Annotated in this window: 13 protein-coding genes and 1 rRNA gene; 10 read left to right on the top strand and 4 right to left on the bottom strand. The window is 70.3% G+C overall.

The window, feature by feature from the left end:
- Positions 1-93 precede the first annotated feature (93 nt).
- Positions 94-3327: an SCO5717 family growth-regulating ATPase gene (locus KUM32_RS02870; RefSeq protein ID WP_217140159.1), complete on the bottom strand. Its 3234-nt coding sequence runs from the start codon at positions 3325-3327 to the stop codon at positions 94-96.
- A gap of 546 nt (positions 3328-3873) precedes the next feature.
- On the opposite strand from KUM32_RS02870, the gene KUM32_RS02865 reads away from it, so the two are divergent.
- Entirely contained in the window at positions 3874-5337 is a 1464-nt protein-coding gene (locus KUM32_RS02865; RefSeq protein ID WP_308408579.1) for a PQQ-binding-like beta-propeller repeat protein, read from the top strand.
- 34 nt (positions 5338-5371) lie between these two features.
- On the opposite strand, the gene KUM32_RS02860 is transcribed toward KUM32_RS02865, so the two are convergent.
- On the bottom strand, positions 5372-5668 hold the full coding sequence (locus KUM32_RS02860) for a DUF397 domain-containing protein (protein ID WP_217140157.1): 297 nt from the start codon (positions 5666-5668) through the stop codon (positions 5372-5374).
- A 326-nt stretch (positions 5669-5994) separates the two neighbouring features.
- On the opposite strand from KUM32_RS02860, the gene rpsO reads away from it, so the two are divergent.
- The 5 genes from rpsO (at position 5995) to KUM32_RS02835 (ending at position 11459) form a co-directional block, all read left to right on the top strand.
- Positions 5995-6282, top strand: a complete 288-nt coding sequence (gene rpsO, locus KUM32_RS02855; protein ID WP_006130415.1) for a 30S ribosomal protein S15 — start codon at positions 5995-5997, stop codon at positions 6280-6282.
- A 318-nt stretch (positions 6283-6600) separates the two neighbouring features.
- A complete protein-coding gene (locus tag KUM32_RS02850) occupies positions 6601-8823 on the top strand; it encodes a polyribonucleotide nucleotidyltransferase (protein WP_217140165.1) in 2223 nt (740 codons plus the stop codon).
- Positions 8820-10199: a pitrilysin family protein gene (locus tag KUM32_RS02845; protein WP_217140156.1), complete on the top strand. Its 1380-nt coding sequence runs from the start codon at positions 8820-8822 to the stop codon at positions 10197-10199. The genes KUM32_RS02850 and KUM32_RS02845 overlap by 4 nt, the downstream gene beginning before the upstream one ends.
- A 26-nt stretch (positions 10200-10225) precedes the next feature.
- A complete protein-coding gene (gene dapB, locus KUM32_RS02840) occupies positions 10226-10999 on the top strand; it encodes a 4-hydroxy-tetrahydrodipicolinate reductase (RefSeq protein ID WP_217140155.1) in 774 nt (257 codons plus the stop codon).
- A gap of 4 nt (positions 11000-11003) precedes the next feature.
- Positions 11004-11459, top strand: coding sequence for a hypothetical protein (locus tag KUM32_RS02835; RefSeq protein WP_217140154.1), 456 nt, complete (start codon positions 11004-11006; stop codon positions 11457-11459).
- 198 nt (positions 11460-11657) lie between these two features.
- Here the strand turns inward: KUM32_RS02835 and KUM32_RS02830 are convergent, their stop codons facing one another.
- On the bottom strand, positions 11658-12212 hold the full coding sequence (locus KUM32_RS02830; RefSeq protein ID WP_217140153.1) for a hypothetical protein: 555 nt from the start codon (positions 12210-12212) through the stop codon (positions 11658-11660).
- Positions 12213-12330: 118 nt separating this feature from the next.
- A complete protein-coding gene (locus tag KUM32_RS02825) occupies positions 12331-12570 on the bottom strand; it encodes a hypothetical protein (RefSeq protein ID WP_217140152.1) in 240 nt (79 codons plus the stop codon).
- 191 nt (positions 12571-12761) lie between these two features.
- On the opposite strand from KUM32_RS02825, the gene thyX reads away from it, so the two are divergent.
- The 4 genes from thyX to KUM32_RS02805 all read left to right on the top strand — a co-directional run.
- Positions 12762-13502, top strand: a complete 741-nt coding sequence (thyX, locus tag KUM32_RS02820) for an FAD-dependent thymidylate synthase (RefSeq protein WP_217140151.1) — start codon at positions 12762-12764, stop codon at positions 13500-13502.
- 208 nt (positions 13503-13710) lie between these two features.
- The gene (gene dapA, locus KUM32_RS02815; RefSeq protein WP_217140150.1) at positions 13711-14610 is read left to right on the top strand and encodes a 4-hydroxy-tetrahydrodipicolinate synthase; all 900 of its coding nucleotides are present in this window, start codon (positions 13711-13713) and stop codon (positions 14608-14610) included.
- A gap of 150 nt (positions 14611-14760) precedes the next feature.
- Positions 14761-16446, top strand: a complete 1686-nt coding sequence (locus KUM32_RS02810; RefSeq protein ID WP_217140149.1) for a ribonuclease J — start codon at positions 14761-14763, stop codon at positions 16444-16446.
- 496 nt (positions 16447-16942) lie between these two features.
- Positions 16943-17070 (top strand): 16S ribosomal RNA (locus KUM32_RS02805); the annotation flags it as partial.

Genomic DNA, 17070 nt, shown 5'->3' with positions numbered 1-17070 from the left:
GAGCGTGACGCCCGAGTCCCACCCGTTCTGCCCGCGAACGCGCGAAGGTCCGCACCGTCGGGGGACGGTGCGGACCTTCGCGCGTCGCCGGACCTACTGCTGCGGCGGGGGAGGCGTCTGTCCCGGCTGCGGATACCCGTAACCGGGCTGTGCGTAGGGCTGCCCGGGCTGCGGGTACGGCTGCCCGGCCGGCTGCTGCGGGAAGGGCAGCCCCGGCTGTCCGGGCGGGGCGTACTGCCCGGGCTGTCCGGACGCGCCGGGCCGGCCCGGGTGGTTCTGGCCCGGCATCGGCGGGGCGGCGACCGGCGGCGGGTTGCCGTCGGACGTCCACAGGCCGTGCGACTGCTGGTGGCGGACGAAGTCCTCGGCGACCAGCGCGGCGAGGTTGAAGTACGCCTCCCGCACCTTCGGCCGCATCATGTCGAGGTCGACCTCGGCACCGGCGGCCAGGTGCTCGTCGAACGGGACCACGACGACGCCCCGGCACCGGGTCTGGAAGTGCGCCACGATGTCCTCGACCTTGATCATCTTGCCGGTCTCGCGGACCCCCGAGATGACGGTCAGGGAGCGGGACACGAGGTCGGCGTACCCGTGCGCGGACAGCCAGTCCAGCGTCGTGCTGGCGCTGCTCGCACCGTCCACGGACGGCGTCGAGATGATGATGAGCTGGTCGGCGAGGTCGAGCACACCGCGCATGGCGCTGTAGAGCAGACCGGTGCCCGAGTCGGTGAGGATGATCGGGTACTGCTTGCCGAGCACGTCGATCGCGCGCCGGTAGTCCTCGTCGTTGAAGGTCGTGGACACGGCCGGGTCGACGTCGTTGGCGATGATCTCCAGCCCGGACGAGGCCTGGGAGGTGAACCGCCGGATGTCCATGTACGAGTTGAGGTACGGGATCGCCTGGACGAGGTCACGGATGGTGGCCCCGGTCTCCCGGCGCACCCGGCGGCCGAGCGTACCGGCGTCCGGGTTGGCGTCGATCGCGAGGATCTTGTCCTGCCGCTCGGTGGCGAGCGTGGAGCCGAGGGCGGTGGTGGTGGTCGTCTTGCCGACACCGCCCTTGAGGCTGATGACCGCGATGCGGTAGCAGGACAGCACGGGCGTGCGGATCAGCTCCAGCTTCCGCTGCCGCTCGGCCTCCTCCTTCTTGCCGCCCAGCTTGAACCGCGAACCGCCGGCCGTCGGGCGGCTGCTCTTCGCCTTCTGCTTCTTGTTGTTGAGCAGCCGGTCGGACGACAGCTCCACGGCGGCCGTGTAACCGAGCGGCGCGGCCCCCGGGTTGGTGGGCTGACGCTGGTCGTGCTGCATGGGCTGCGGCCAGGCGGCCCCGACTCGGGGGTCGACGGGCTGCTGAGGCGGGTAGGGGTGCGGAAGCTGCTGGGGCAGCGGTGCCTGGGGCTGCTGGAGCTGATCCGGCTGACCGGGGCGGCCGGGCGGCATCGCCTGGTGCGGTACCTGCGGTGCGGGTTCCTGCGGCGGCTGACCCGGCTGGGGCACGGGCTGCGCCCCCGGGGCCGGCGCCTGGGGGGCGAAGCCCTGCGGTGCTGCCTGCGTCTCCCCCTGGGGCGGCTGCCCCTGCTGCGGTACGCCGGGGTGCGGCTGCGCGTGCGGCTGCCCGGGCGCCTGCGGGAAGCCGTAACCCCCGGGCTGCGCCTGGAAGGGGGGCTGGGGGGCCGGCGCACCGGGCTGCGGGAAGCCGTGACCCGCGGCGGCGGCGTCGGACGCGGGGGCGGAGGTGCCGCCCGGCTGCTGGGCCGAAGGCGTGGCGCCCGGCTGCGGGAAGCCGTAACCGGGCTGCTGCCCGTCGGCCCGCGGGGGCGCCTGGTCCGGCGGCAGCGGCACGGTACCCGGCTGGTTCCACGCGGCGGGCGCCGCCTGCGGAGCCTGCGGCTGGAAGGGAGGCTGCTGACCGGGTACGGCCGGCCGCTCCGGAGCGACGGGGGCCGGGTGCGGCTGGGCGGGCCACTGATGCGCGGGCGCGGGGGCGACCGGGGGGTACGGCGGAGGCGACGTCGGTTCGCCGCCCGGGACGGCGTCCTGGGGCGTGCTGTCCGCGGGTGCGGCAACGGGCGTCCCCGCACCCGCCGAGGGCACCGCGTCCTCGGGCTCGTCCACTCCCGGGACGCTGTCCTCGGGCTCGCGCTCGGGCGCGGCTTCGGTCCCGGGCTCGGCAACCGGGTCGACCGGCCTGGCCTCGATGTCCTGAGCCGGAGCGGCGAGGCCCGACTCCGCCACGCGGTCGTCCGCGTCGTCGGCCACGTCGGCGTCGGCGCCGACGTCCGGGGAACCGACCCTGTCCGCCGTGTCGGTCGCACCGTCGCCGCCCGTGTCGTCACCGTCCGCCACGCCGTCGTACTCACCGGCGTCGGCGAGGCGGAACCCGTCGTCGTGCTCGCTCTCCGCGTCGTCGTCCGCCACCGCGAAGGCATCGCCCGGCGCGTCCTCACCGGCTTCCGCGTCGTCGGCCTCGTCGGAAGCGCCGGTCGCCTCGTCCTCGGCCGTGCTCCCGGACTCGTCGGCCGGGGGATCCGGCCGCTCATCAGGCCCCGGCTCGTCCGCCGCGGCGTGCTCCGCGATCTCCCGCTTCAGGGCGACCGCGGAGAAGCGCATGGTGGCACCGCTCTCGAGGTCGCCGTTGTCGGGCTCCGGCTCCCTGGCCGCCGGGGGAGCGGGTGCCTGGAGCTGGAAGCCGCCGGCCGGGAAGGCCGGCAGGGCCGTGGGGGAGGCCGGATCCGCGGCAGGCGCCTCCGACTCGTGCTCCGTCTTCCCCTGCGGCTGCTGGGGCTCGAACCCGCTCCCCACGGGCAGCCTGGGCACCCCGGCCGGCCCCCCGTTCGGCGGCGGCGTGAACGAGGCGGGCGGCGGTGGCGGTGTGAAGGCGGTGCCCGGAACGGGCGGTGGCGGTGTGAAGGCGGTGCCCGGAACGGGCGGTGGCGGGGTGAAGGCCGTACCCGGAACCGGGGGCGGCGGCGTGAAGGGACCCCCCGGGGCCGGCGTCGGAACGGAGGCAGGACCGTCGGACGGAACCGCGTGCGGCGGCGGAGTCAGCCCCGGCAGCGGCGGAACCGGCTTACGAGGAGCGGAAGGAGCGTCGGCAGCGGACGGGACGGAGGGCGAACCGGCGCCGCCGCCTCCCGATCCCGCTTCCGGCCCACGATCCTGACTCTGCCCGCCCCCCGCATCACTCGACGCGTTCTGCGTGTACCAGGCAGGAGGCGCGTAGTCGATGGTGAACTCGCCCGTCGTCTCGACCGCGGCCTCCGCGTCGGGCTGGTCATCGCCGGGTGTGGCCCAGCCCCCGCGGATCCCGTCCCGATCGCTGCTCACAGTTCCTCCTGGTGTGGTCGAGCACCCTCATGCCGTGCTGGGGCGACCGTTTTTGTCATCCGACGTGTCCGAAGTGAAACGAGGTCGTCCGAACGTCGGCCCTCCCCGTACGACGCCGACGCCCGGTCCACGGGTTCTGGCGTCGCGCCGGGACCCAGCCTAATCACCACACGCCCCGCCCTGGCAGCCCCGTCCTCACCTCAGCATCTGCCCATTGCGTCACAGCCTGCCCTGAAGTGCCGTACCCGGTTTCCGTTTCCGCGCATACGCCACACGACATCCATGAACAAGTCGGACGTAACCTCAGTAAAACGCGCTCGCTTTCGGGCAGTTCGGCCGCCATACCGCCCGACGCCCCTGACGATGCCCGGCCCCGGCCGCACCACGGATGATCAAGCACCGGCATAGTAGGAGCGCTCGACGTCATCCCATCGCGGGAATCCCCAGGACCAGGAAGAGGACCCACGAGTGAGCTTCGGCCCACCCCCCGCCATGCCCCAGCCCTCACCGACCGGGGGGTCCCACCAGAGGCGACGCGGGCGGAACGTGCTGACCGCACTGCTCGCGGTCGTCGTCGCCGCGGCGTTGGGTACGGGCGGTTGGCTGCTGTGGGGCGGCGGGGGCGAGAACGCCGCGTCCTCGGACGGGCCGGGGGCGTCGGACGGGCGGGGGCCGCGCGACGTCCGTGAGACGGTCGAGGAACAACCGGCGAGCACCGTCGGCGAGATGGCCTTCCGGTTCTCCGTGGACGACATGAACCCCGGTGAGCGCGTCGAGATGCCCGGCATGTGGGCCACGGACCGCATCCTCGCCAAGGGCATCAACAAGACACTCGTCGGCATGCGCATCGGCACCGACGTCGCACCGGGCGAGGAGGAGTGGCGGCTCGGACTCGACGGCCCGATCTGCGGCTACACCCGTCATGTGACCGGCGACCACCGCACCGCCGTCCTCTTCCGGGCCAACGACCGGGAGGAGGACGCCTTTTGCAACCAGGTCGCGTTCGTCGACCTCGACGACGGTCGCCTGGTCTGGGAGGACCGTTTCCCCTATTCCGTGGCCGGTCCCGACGCGGGCTTCGCGACGGGCAGCGACAGCCAGGACAGGCCGAGCGTGACGCTGACGCACGACACGGTCGCGGTGACCTGGGGCGGCGGCACCATCGGGTACGACATGGAGAAGGGCGCGAGCAGGTGGACCACCGCGGCCACCGCCCCCTGCCAGGACATGGGAGCGGCCGGTGGCCGCGGGCTGCTGATCCGCCAGAAGTGCTGGAGCACCGACGAGAGCGTGCCGGACGATTCCTGGCAGCACGTCACCTACAAGGTGCGCAAGGTGGACCCGGCCACCGGCCGGACCCTGTGGACGTACTCCGCCGCCAAGGGCATCCGCGACCTCAACGTGCCGTCCACCGAGCCGGCCCTCATCGCCGTGGCCGGTGGTGACAGTGAGATCACCGACCTGCTGTCCCTCGACGACAAGGGCCGCGACCGGGCCACGATCAGCCTGCGCAACGGCGCGTACGTCGCCGACTGCGCCTACACCGACTACCTGGTCATCGACGACTGCCCGACCATCGCCGTCGGCGCGGGCCAGGTCTTCATCCGCAGCAAGGACCAGCTCGAGAAGCAGGTCTCCAACTGGATCATCGGTTTCGACCTGGCGACGGGGAACACGACGAAGAAGTTCGACTCCGGTCCGGGCTCCCTGCTCCAGCCGCTGCGGATGAGCGGCGACCAGCTCCTCGCCCTGCGCCTGAGCAACGACCACATCTCGCCGAACGCGCTGGTCAGCCTGGACCCCGGCACGGACGAGGAGACCCCGTACTTCTACTTCGGCCTGCCGGGCGAGGCGCAGACGATGACGCTGACGGACGAGAACGACATCGTCGTCCAGGACGGGCGCCTCTTCTTCGGCGTCAAGGCCGCGAACGGCCCCGCCGACGCCAAGCGCAAGCAGTGGCTCTATCTGGTCCTGGGCATCGGAAGCGGCACGGCGGCCAAGCCCTGACGGTCCTCTTCGCCGGCAGGTTCTCCGGCAGGCGTCACTGCGCGCCGGCGTCCGCCTCCCCCGGTGCCGGCTCCAGGTCGAACTCCCCGTCCCGGGCGCCGAGCACGAACGCCCGCCACTCGGCCTCGGTGTACCGCAGGACGGTGTCCGGGTCGAGCGACGACCGCATGGCCACGGCACCCGCGGGCAGATAGGAGATCTCGACCCGCTCCTCGTGCTCCTCGGTGCCGGGCGCGCTGTGCCATTCGACGCCGGAGATGTCGAGGGAGTACAGCTCGTCCCTCTCCCGCTCCTTGCGTGCCTTCAGTTCCCTGTCCTCGACGTCGGCCATCGGGGCTCGGTCCTTCCTGCGGTGCCAACGGGATGCGCGGTCACCCTACTTCCCGGGCTTCTCCCAGCTCAGCGGTTTGCCGATGTACGTACCGGCACGAGCGACGACCCGGCCGCCGGCTCCGCGGCCCACGGGCGTTCCCGGCCCCCGGACGGTCTCGTCCGCCCAGGCTGGTACGCTGTGTGACGGCCGTATGTGTACGCGCCCCCGGAGCCCCGAGCCCTGGAGGCCGCGCCCAGCGGATCCCCGCCTTCCGAGTCACGGAAGATCCCCCGAGACGTAGACCGGGGGCACTCGGTGGCCACTCACAGACTAGAGGAGTACACGTGTCGCTCGACGCCGCAGTGAAGAAGCAGATCATCTCCGAGTTCGGTACCAAGGAGGGCGACACCGGCTCCCCCGAGGTCCAGGTCGCTCTGCTGTCCCGTCGGATCTCCGACCTGACCGAGCACCTCAAGACCCACAAGCACGACCACCACTCCCGTCGTGGTCTGCTGATCCTGGTCGGTCAGCGCCGCCGGCTGCTGCAGTACCTCGCCAAGAAGGACATCCAGCGCTTCCGTGCGCTGGTCGAGCGCCTCGGCATCCGCCGCGGTGCGGCGGGCGCCAAGTAAGACGCCGTGAAGGGAGCGGTTCCCATCGTTCGGGGGCCGCTCCCTTTGCTGTACGTGCGCGGTGTTGCCACCCCTTTGTAGTGTGGTAACAGAAGACGAGACGCACGACGCACAAGAACCGAACGAAACAGACGAGACAGACGAGACAAGGACAAGCGCGCCTCGCCGCCGCCGGTCCTCGGTAGTGGCCCCCGGGAAGGAATCCCGGGTGCTTCGATCGAAGACCGGCCCGCACCGGATGGAGCGCTTGTCCGCCACCGTCCCCTCGCCACACGGGCGAGAAGGGACAAAAGACGACAAGTAACGGAGAAAATGCTAGTGGAGAACGAGACCCACTACGCCGAGGCCGTCATCGACAACGGCGCCTTCGGTACCCGCACCATCCGCTTCGAGACGGGCCGCCTGGCCCGTCAGGCCGCCGGTTCCGCCGTGGCGTACCTGGACGACGACACCATGGTGCTGTCGGCCACCAGCGCCTCCAAGAACCCCAAGGACCAGCTCGACTTCTTCCCGCTCACGGTGGACGTCGAGGAGCGGATGTACGCCGCCGGCAAGATCCCCGGCAGCTTCTTCCGCCGTGAGGGCCGGCCGTCCGAGGACGCCGTCCTCACCTGCCGCCTGATCGACCGCCCGCTGCGCCCCTCCTTCAAGAAGGGCCTGCGCAACGAGATCCAGGTCGTCGCCACGATCATGGCCCTCAACCCCGACCACCTGTACGACGTCGTGGCGATCAACGCCGCCTCCGCGTCGACGCAGCTGGCCGGTCTGCCCTTCTCCGGCCCGATCGGCGGCGTCCGCGTCGCGCTGATCCGCGGCCAGTGGGTGGCCTTCCCGACGCACACCGAGCTCGAGGACGCCGTCTTCGACATGGTCGTCGCGGGTCGCGTCCTGGAGGACGGCGACGTCGCGATCATGATGGTCGAGGCCGAGGCCACCGAGAAGACCATCCAGCTGGTCGAGGGCGGCGCCGAGGCGCCCACCGAGGAGGTCGTCGCCGCCGGTCTGGAGGCCGCGAAGCCCTTCATCAAGGTGCTGTGCCGCGCCCAGGCCGACCTCGCCGCGAAGGCCGCCAAGCCGACCGGTGAGTTCCCGATCTTCCTGGACTACCAGGACGACGTCATGGAGGCGCTCAGCGCCGCCGTCCGCCCCGAGCTCAGCCAGGCGCTCACCATCGCCGGCAAGCAGGAGCGCGAGGCCGAACTGGACCGCGTCAAGGCGCTCGCCGCCGAGAAGCTCCTGCCGGAGTTCGAGGGCCGCGAGAAGGAGATCTCCGCCGCGTACCGCTCGCTGACCAAGTCCCTGGTCCGTGAGCGCGTCATCAAGGAGAAGAAGCGCATCGACGGCCGCGGTGTCACCGACATCCGCACCCTGGCCGCCGAGGTCGAGGCCATCCCGCGCGTGCACGGCTCCGCCCTGTTCGAGCGTGGCGAGACCCAGATCCTGGGCGTCACCACCCTGAACATGCTCCGCATGGAGCAGCAGCTGGACACCCTCTCCCCGGTGACCCGCAAGCGCTACATGCACAACTACAACTTCCCGCCGTACTCCGTCGGCGAGACCGGCCGCGTCGGCTCCCCGAAGCGCCGCGAGATCGGCCACGGCGCCCTCGCCGAGCGCGCCATCGTGCCGGTGCTGCCCACGCGCGAGGAGTTCCCGTACGCGATCCGTCAGGTGTCCGAGGCCCTCGGATCCAACGGCTCGACGTCCATGGGCTCGGTCTGCGCCTCCACCATGTCGCTGCTGAACGCCGGTGTGCCGCTGAAGGCTCCCGTCGCCGGTATCGCCATGGGCCTGATCTCCCAGGAGATCAACGGCGAGACGCACTACGTCGCCCTCACCGACATCCTCGGTGCGGAGGACGCCTTCGGCGACATGGACTTCAAGGTCGCCGGCACCAAGGAGTTCGTGACCGCCCTCCAGCTCGACACCAAGCTGGACGGCATCCCCGCCTCCGTCCTGGCCGCCGCCCTCAAGCAGGCCCGTGACGCCCGCCTCCACATCCTCGACGTGATGATGGAAGCGATCGACACGCCGGACGAGATGTCCCCGAACGCGCCGCGGATCATCACCGTGAAGATCCCGGTCGACAAGATCGGTGAGGTCATCGGCCCCAAGGGCAAGATGATCAACCAGATCCAGGAGGACACGGGCGCCGACATCACGATCGAGGACGACGGCACCATCTACATCGGTGCCGCCGACGGCCCGGCCGCCGAGGCCGCCCGCGCCACGATCAACGGCATCGCCAACCCGACCATGCCCGAGGTCGGCGAGCGCTACCTGGGCACGGTCGTCAAGACGACCACCTTCGGCGCGTTCGTCTCCCTGCTGCCCGGCAAGGACGGTCTGCTGCACATCTCGCAGATCCGCAAGCTCGCCGGCGGCAAGCGCGTGGAGAACGTCGAGGACGTCCTCGGCGTGGGCCAGAAGGTCCAGGTCGAGATCGCCGAGATCGACTCCCGCGGCAAGCTCTCCCTCATCCCCGTGATCGAGGGCGAGGAGTCCGCCGACGAGACGAAGAAGGACGACGCCGACCAGTGACGTCCCGTAGCTCCAAGGCGACGGCCCGCACCTCTTCGGAGGCGCGGGCCGTCGCCCGTACCCAAACCCTGATCAAGGGCGAGCACGGCATCGGTACCGTCCGCAAGACCACCCTCCCGGGCGGTCTGCGCATCGTCACCGAGACCCTGCCCTCCGTCCGCTCGGCGACCTTCGGCATCTGGGCCCACGTCGGCTCCCGCGACGAGACCCCGGCCCTGAACGGCGCCACCCACTACCTCGAGCACCTGCTCTTCAAGGGCACGTCCCGCAGGTCCGCCCTGGACATCTCCTCCGCCATCGACGCGGTCGGCGGCGAGATGAACGCGTTCACGGCGAAGGAGTACACCTGCTACTACGCGCGCGTGCTCGACACCGACCTGCCGCTCGCCATCGACGTGGTCTGCGACATGCTGACCGGTTCGCTGATCCAGGAGGAGGACGTCGACGTCGAGCGCGGCGCCATCCTCGAGGAGATCGCGATGACCGAGGACGACCCGGGCGACTGTGTGCACGACCTGTTCGCGCACACCATGTTCGGCGACAACGCCCTCGGCCGCCCCGTCCTCGGCACGGTCGACACGGTCAACGCCCTGACCGCCGACCGCATCCGCCGCTTCTACAAGAAGCACTACGATCCCACGCACCTCGTGGTCGCCTGCGCCGGCAACGTCGATCACAACAAGGTCGTACGCCAGGTCCGCGCCGCCTTCGAGAAGGCCGGTGCCTTCCGGGACCCGGTGGCCGCGCCCATCGCCCCGCGCGCCGGCCGGCGCACCCTCCGCACCGCCGGACGCGTCGAGCTGATCGGCCGCAAGACCGAGCAGGCCCATGTCATCCTCGGCATGCCGGGTCTGGCCCGCGCCGACGAGCGGCGCTGGGCGCTGGGCGTCCTCAACACCGCCCTCGGCGGCGGCATGTCGTCCCGTCTCTTCCAGGAGGTCCGCGAGAAGCGCGGCCTGGCCTACAGCGTGTACTCGTACACCTCGGGCTTCGCCGACTGCGGCCTCTTCGGCGTGTACGCGGGCTGCCGGCCCTCCCAGGTGCACGACGTGCTGAAGATCTGCCGCGACGAACTCGACCACGTCGCCGAGCACGGCCTGTCCGACGACGAGATCGGCCGGGCCGTCGGCCAGCTCCAAGGATCCACGGTCCTCGGCCTGGAGGACACGGGCGCGCTGATGAACCGTATCGGCAAGAGCGAGCTGTGCTGGGGCGAGCAGATGTCCGTCGACGACATGCTGGCCCGGATAGCCTCGGTGACGCCGGACGACGTCCGCGCGGTCGCCCGCGACGTCCTGGGACGGCGGCCCTCGCTGTCGGTCATCGGCCCGCTGAAGGACAAGCAGGCGTCCCGGCTGCACGACGCCGTCGCCTAACCCCCTCCGGTAAGGAAGCAAGAGACATGAGCAAGCTGCGCGTGGCCGTCCTCGGCGCCAAGGGCCGGATCGGCTCCGAGGCGGTACGGGCGGTCGAGGCCGCCGAGGACATGGAACTGGTCGCCGCACTCGGCCGGGGCGACAGTCTGGACACGCTGGCCGAAGCCGGCGCCCAGGTCGCCGTCGAGCTGACCACGCCCGCCTCGGTGATGGACAACCTCGACCACTGCGTACGCCACGGCATCCACGCCGTCGTCGGCACCACCGGCTGGACCGACGAGCGCCTCGCACAGCTGAGGACCTGGCTCGACGGCTCCCCGGAGACGGGCGTCCTCATCGCGCCCAACTTCTCCATCGGCGCCGTACTGACCATGAAGTTCGCGCAGATCGCCGCCCCGTACTTCGAGTCCGTCGAGGTCGTCGAGCTGCACCACCCGAACAAGGTCGACGCCCCCAGTGGCACCGCCACCCGCACCGCCCAGCTGATCGCTCAGGCCCGGCAGAAGGCAGGCTCCGCCCCGGCGCCCGACGCCACTGCCACCGCCCTGGACGGCGCCCGCGGCGCGGACGTCGACGGCGTCCCGGTCCACGCGATCCGCCTGCGCGGCCTGCTCGCCCACCAGGAGGTCCTGCTCGGCGGCGAGGGCGAGACCCTCACCGTCCGCCACGACTCCCTGCACCACAGCAGTTTCATGCCCGGCATCCTGCTGGGCGTGCGCCGCGTGGTCAGCACCCCGGGCCTGACCTTCGGCCTGGAACACTTCCTGGACCTGAACCGAGACCCGGACCGAGCTTCCTGACCCCATGCGCGCGAAGATCTCCTACGTCATCACGGCCGCCGTCCTGGTCTTCTACTTCGCCCTGGTCGGCAGCCGCGGTGTGATGCTCATCGGCACCGGCACACCCCTCACCGTCACCTTCGGTGTCGCGGTGCTGATCCTGCCGGTGATCGGCCTGTGGTTCCTCTGGAAGAACACCCAGTTCGTCCGCAAGGCCAACCAGCTCGCCGCCGAACTCGACGCCGAGGGCGGACTGCCCGTGGACGAGCTGAAGCGCACCCCCAGCGGTCGCGTCGACCGGGACTCGGCCGACGAGGTCTTCGCCCTGCGCAAGGCCGAGACGGAGGACGCCCCCGGCGACTGGCGCAGCTGGTTCCGCCTCGCCGTCGCCTACCACGACGCCCGCGACACCCCGCGTGCCCGCAAGGCGATGCAACGGGCGATCGCCCTGCACGACGGGAAGCACGTCGAGGCGGCCTGAGCCGGCCGACCCGCCGACCGACATCTACCGGCCGACACCCGCCGACCGACATTGCCGGCCGACACCCGCCGACCGTACATCTGCCGCGGCCGACACCCGTCCGGCCGAAGGGCTCCCGGCGACGCGTCAGGGCCCGGTCCGCGCGCGCGGGCCGGGCCCTGACGTCAGTTGTCCGTGTTTCCCCGGTGCGCCGGGGGCTCAGCTCCGCCCGTGCTCGGCGGCCCACGCCGCCAGGGCGTCGGCCGCCCGGTCGAAGGCCTCCGCCCGCGCGAGGAAGTCGGCGTTGTGGCTGGTCAGCAGCGGAGGCGTGGCCTCGGCGGACCGCCCCTGCCGGACGAGGATCAGCGCCTGCCCCTGCACCGTCCGCGGCAGCCCGAGCAGGCGCACCGGCTGCTGCACCGTCCGCACACTGACGATCTGCTGCCAGGTCACCGTGCGCGTGCTGAAGAAGCTCACCTGCCGGACACCGCGCGCGCTCACCCACGCGCCCATGCGCAGCAGCCGCACGGCGCACACGATGACGACCACCGCCACGCCGAAGACCACAGCGGCGGCGGACAGCGAGTCCGTCGCCGCGATGATGACCGCCGCGAACAGGACGAACGAGGCGAGCAGCAGCAACAGCGCCGCCGGCCCCACCCGCCACGGTCCCGGCCGGTAGGGCCGGCGCCAGAGGTCGCGGTCGTCGTACGGCAGCGCGACCTCGTCGGCGGTGTCGAAGGCGCGGTCGGCCGTCAGGAAGGGCAGGGGCACGGCTGGTCCTCACTCGTTCCATGGCATGTGCTGTGCCCGGTGAGGCTACCGACCTGTGTCTCCGGTCACCACCCTCGGGGGACCCGACGGAGTGAGGACGGCCCTTCCCGGAACGCCTCTAACGCCCCTGTGACGCCTGGGACGGCTGCTTGTGCCCGGAGGGCTGGTCGGCCGACAGGGAGGGCATCCCGATCACCAGGGAGCCCACGAGACCTGCGACGACGGTGAGGCCCAGCAGCCAGCGCCCGGCCAACTGGCCGATGGACGCCCGCTGACGGGGCGGGGGTGTGACATTGCTGCGGAACCTGTCGGCCTCGGCGACGAAGGCGAACGGCACGGGTTCACGCCGGCGGATCATTGGAGGTGCGTCTCCCTTCGGGGATCGGTCCACAGCGACCCGAGCGGACCGCTGTTACTCATACAGACGAACGAATGACCTCGCGGGTGCCCATTTTCGCCGACTTCATCGCGGCACGGCCGTGAAAGCCCCGTTTGGGGGGCCGTAGAGTGGCCTCGCCCGAGCGACGAGATGGGAAGGCCCTCCACACCGTGACCGACACCCCCGCCGACGATTTCAAGATCGACCTCCGCAGCGACGTCACCGTAGAGCTGGTCAAGAGCGCCGCGACCGACTCCGACGTACTGTTCGCCGCCCGCGTCTCGACCGTGGGGGAGCAGTCCCTGGACGAGCTGAAGAAGGACCCGGAGCGCTCCAAGGGCCTGATCAACTACCTCATGCGGGACCGGCACGGCAGCCCGTTCGAGCACAACTCGATGACCTTCTTCATCAGCGCCCCGATCTTCGTCTTCCGCGAGTTCATGCGGCACCGCGTGGGCTGGTCCTACAACGAGGAATCCGGCCGCTACCGGGAGCTCCAGCCCGTCTTCTACGTGCCGGACACCTCCCGCAAGCTGGTCCAGCAGGGCCGGCCCGGCAAGTACGTCTTCGTCGAGGGCACCCCGGAGCAGTACGAGCTGGTGGGTGGCGCCATGGAGGACTCCTACCGCCAGGCGTACGCGACGTACCGGCAGATGCTCGCCGCCGGTGTCGCCCGTGAGGTGGCCCGCGCGGTGCTCCCCGTCGGCCTGTACTCCTCGATGTACGCCACCTGCAACGCCCGCTCGTTGATGCACTTCCTCGGTCTGCGCACCCAGCACGAGCTGGCCAAGGTCCCCTCCTTCCCGCAGCGCGAGATCGAGATGGTCGGCGAGCAGATGGAGGCCGCGTGGGCCGAGCTCATGCCGCTCACCTACGCCGCCTTCAACGCGAACGGACGCGTGGCGCCGTAGGGCGGCCTGGAGCCCGGTCGGGCAGATGTGCGCACCCACCGGTCGAAGTGTCCGGATTGCGGCGTTCTGTGAAGTTCATCTAGCCTGATCAAAGGGACCCGGCACTGCTTGAACCCCCGAGCAGGCAGTGCCGGGCTCCATCCTCTCCCCGACCTGCCGCCTCCCCCGAGGGCAGACCCCGCCCTGAGCAACGAGTAGCGTGTAACCCATGGCTCCGACCTCCACTCCGCAGACCCCCTTCGGGCGGGTCCTCACCGCCATGGTCACGCCCTTCCGGGCGGACGGCGCACTCGACCTCGACGGCGCGCAGCGGCTCGCCGCCCACCTGGTGGACGCAGGCAACGACGGCCTGATCGTCAACGGCACCACCGGCGAGTCCCCCACCACCAGCGACGCGGAGAAAGCGGACCTCGTACGAGCCGTACTGGAGGCCGTCGGCGACCGCGCACACGTCGTCGCCGGAGTCGGCACCAACAACACCCAGCACAGCATCGAGCTGGCCCGCGCCGCCGAGCGCACCGGCGCGCACGGCCTCCTGCTGGTCACGCCGTACTACAACAAGCCCCCGCAGGAGGGCCTGTACCAGCACTTCACGGCCATCGCCGACGCCGCCGAGCTGCCGGTCATGCTCTACGACATCCCCGGCCGCAGCGGCGTCCCGATCAACACCGAGACGCTGGTCCGTCTCGCCGAGCACCCGCGGATCGTCGCCAACAAGGACGCCAAGGGCGACCTCGGCCGCGCCAGCTGGGCCATCGCGCGCTCCGGACTCGCCTGGTACTCCGGCGACGACATGCTCAACCTGCCGCTGCTCTCCGTGGGCGCGGTCGGCTTCGTCTCCGTCGTCGGCCATGTCGTCACCCCCGAGCTGCGCGCCATGGTCGACGCGTATGTCGCCGGTGACGTGCAGAAGGCGCTGGAGATCCACCAGAAGCTGCTCCCGGTCTTCACCGGCATGTTCCGCACCCAGGGCGTCATGACCACCAAGGCCGCGCTCGCCCTCCTGGGGCTGCCGGCCGGGCCGCTGCGCGCGCCCATGGTCGGCCTCACGCCCGAGGAAACCGAGCAGCTCAAGATCGATCTTGCCGCCGGCGGGGTACAGCTCTGACAACGGACTTGGCACCACCGCACGACCAGGACTTCACAACTGAATACGCGGGCCACCGGTGCCCGCACCCCCTACGACAACTGCTTCTGCACGAACGTCACGCGCGCCACGTGCCCACCGGTACGTGGCGTGTGTGGTGAGGAGAGTCTTTTGAGTCATCCGCATCCTGAACTGGGCCGGCCCCCGGCGCTTCCCGCAGGCGGCCTGCGGGTCACCCCGCTCGGCGGTCTCGGCGAGATCGGCCGCAACATGACGGTCTTCGAGTACGGCGGTCGCCTGCTGATCGTCGACTGCGGAGTGCTCTTCCCCGAGGAGGAGCAGCCCGGAATCGACCTGATCCTGCCGGACTTCTCGTCCATCAGGGACCGTCTCGACGACATCGAGGGCATCGTCCTCACCCACGGCCACGAGGACCACATCGGTGGCGTCCCCTTCCTCCTCCGCGAGAAGCCGGACATCCCCCTGATCGGCTCCAAGCTGACCCTCGCGCTCATCGAGGCCAAGCTCCAGGAGCACCGCATCCGTCCCTACACCCTCGAGGTGACGGAGGGGAACCGCGAACGCATCGGCCCCTTCGACTGCGAGTTCATCGCGGTCAACCACTCCATCCCGGACGCCCTGGCCGTCGCCATCCGCACCCCTGCGGGTATGGCCGTCCACACGGGCGACTTCAAGATGGACCAGCTTCCGCTGGACAACCGCCTCACGGACCTCCACGCCTTCGCGCGGCTGAGTGAGGAGGGCATCGACCTGCTCCTCGCGGACTCCACGAACGCCGAGGTCCCGGGGTTCGTTCCCCCGGAGCGGGACATCTCCAACGTCCTGCGCCAGGTCTTCGCCGGTGCCCGCAAGCGGATCATCGTGGCGAGCTTCGCCAGCCACGTCCACCGCATCCAGCAGATCCTGGACGCGGCGCACGAGTACGGCCGCCGGGTCGCCTTCGTGGGCCGCTCCATGGTCCGCAACATGGGCATCGCACGGGACCTGGGCTACCTGAGGGTGCCGCCGGGTCTCGTGGTGGACGTCAAGACGCTCGACGACCTGCCGGACAGCGAAGTGGTCCTGGTCTGCACGGGCTCGCAGGGTGAACCGATGGCCGCCCTGTCCCGCATGGCCAACCGGGACCACCAGATCCGCATCGTCGAGGGCGACACCGTGATCCTGGCGTCGTCCCTCATCCCGGGCAACGAGAACGCGGTGTACCGCGTGATCAACGGCCTGACCCGCTGGGGCGCGAACGTCGTCCACAAGGGCAACGCCAAGGTCCACGTCTCGGGCCACGCCTCGGCCGGCGAGCTGCTGTACTTCTACAACATCTGCCGGCCCAGGAACCTGATGCCGGTCCACGGCGAGTGGCGCCACCTGCGCGCCAACGCCGAGCTGGGCGCCCTGACCGGCGTCCCGCACGACCGGATCGTCATCGCCGAGGACGGCGTCGTCGTCGACCTCGTCGAGGGCAAGGCCAAGATCTCCGGCAAGGTCCAGGCGGGATACGTCTACGTCGACGGTCTCTCGGTCGGCGACGTGGGCGAGCCGGCCCTCAAGGACCGCAAGATCCTCGGCGACGAGGGCATCATCTCGGTCTTCGTGGTCATCGACGCCTCCACCGGCAAGATCACCGGTGGTCCGCATGTCCAGGCCCGTGGCTCGGGCATCGAGGACTCCGCCTTCACCGCCGTGCTCCCCAAGATCACAGAAGTGCTGGAGCGGTCGGCCCAGGACGGGGTCGTCGAACCCCACCAGCTCCAGCAGCTGGTGCGCAGGACCCTCGGCAAGTGGGTCTCGGACACCTACCGGCGTCGGCCGATGATCCTCCCCGTGGTGGTGGAGGTCTGACGCTCCGTCGGGCTTCCGACAGCGCCAACCTGGAGCGGGGCGCCTCGATTTGCATCGAGGCGCCCCGCTCCAGTACGTTTACATCTCCGCTCGGACGGGCACCCGATCACTTCGTGGATCGGAGCCGCCCCGGAGGGCGGGAAATCCGACTCAGAATCTCTGATAAAGTCGGAACCGCCGGAAAGGGAAACGCGAAAGCGGGAACCTGGAAAGCGCCGAGGAAATCGGATCGGAAAAGGATCTGATAGAGTCGGAAACGCAAGACCGAAGGGAAGCGCCCGGAGGAAAGCCCGAGAGGGTGAGTACAAAGGAAGCGTCCGTTCCTTGAGAACTCAACAGCGTGCCAAAAGTCAACGCCAGATATGTTGATACCCCGTCTCCGGCCATCAGGCTGGGACGAGGTTCCTTTGAAAAACACAGCGAGGACGCTGTGAACGGTCGGAACATTCCTCCGACTGTTCCGCTCTCGTGGTGTACGCCGGATCACCGGCAAGCATTCACGGAGAGTTTGATCCTGGCTCAGGACGAACGCTGGCGGCGTGCTTAACACATGCAAGTCGAACGATGAACCACTTCGGTGGGGATTAGTGGCGAACGGGTGAGTAACACGTGGGCAATCTGCCC

The organism is Streptomyces sp. AC627_RSS907, assembly GCF_019049165.1.
The sequence above is the reverse complement of the archived record's forward strand: the minus strand, read 5'-3'. Positions and strand labels throughout refer to the sequence as shown.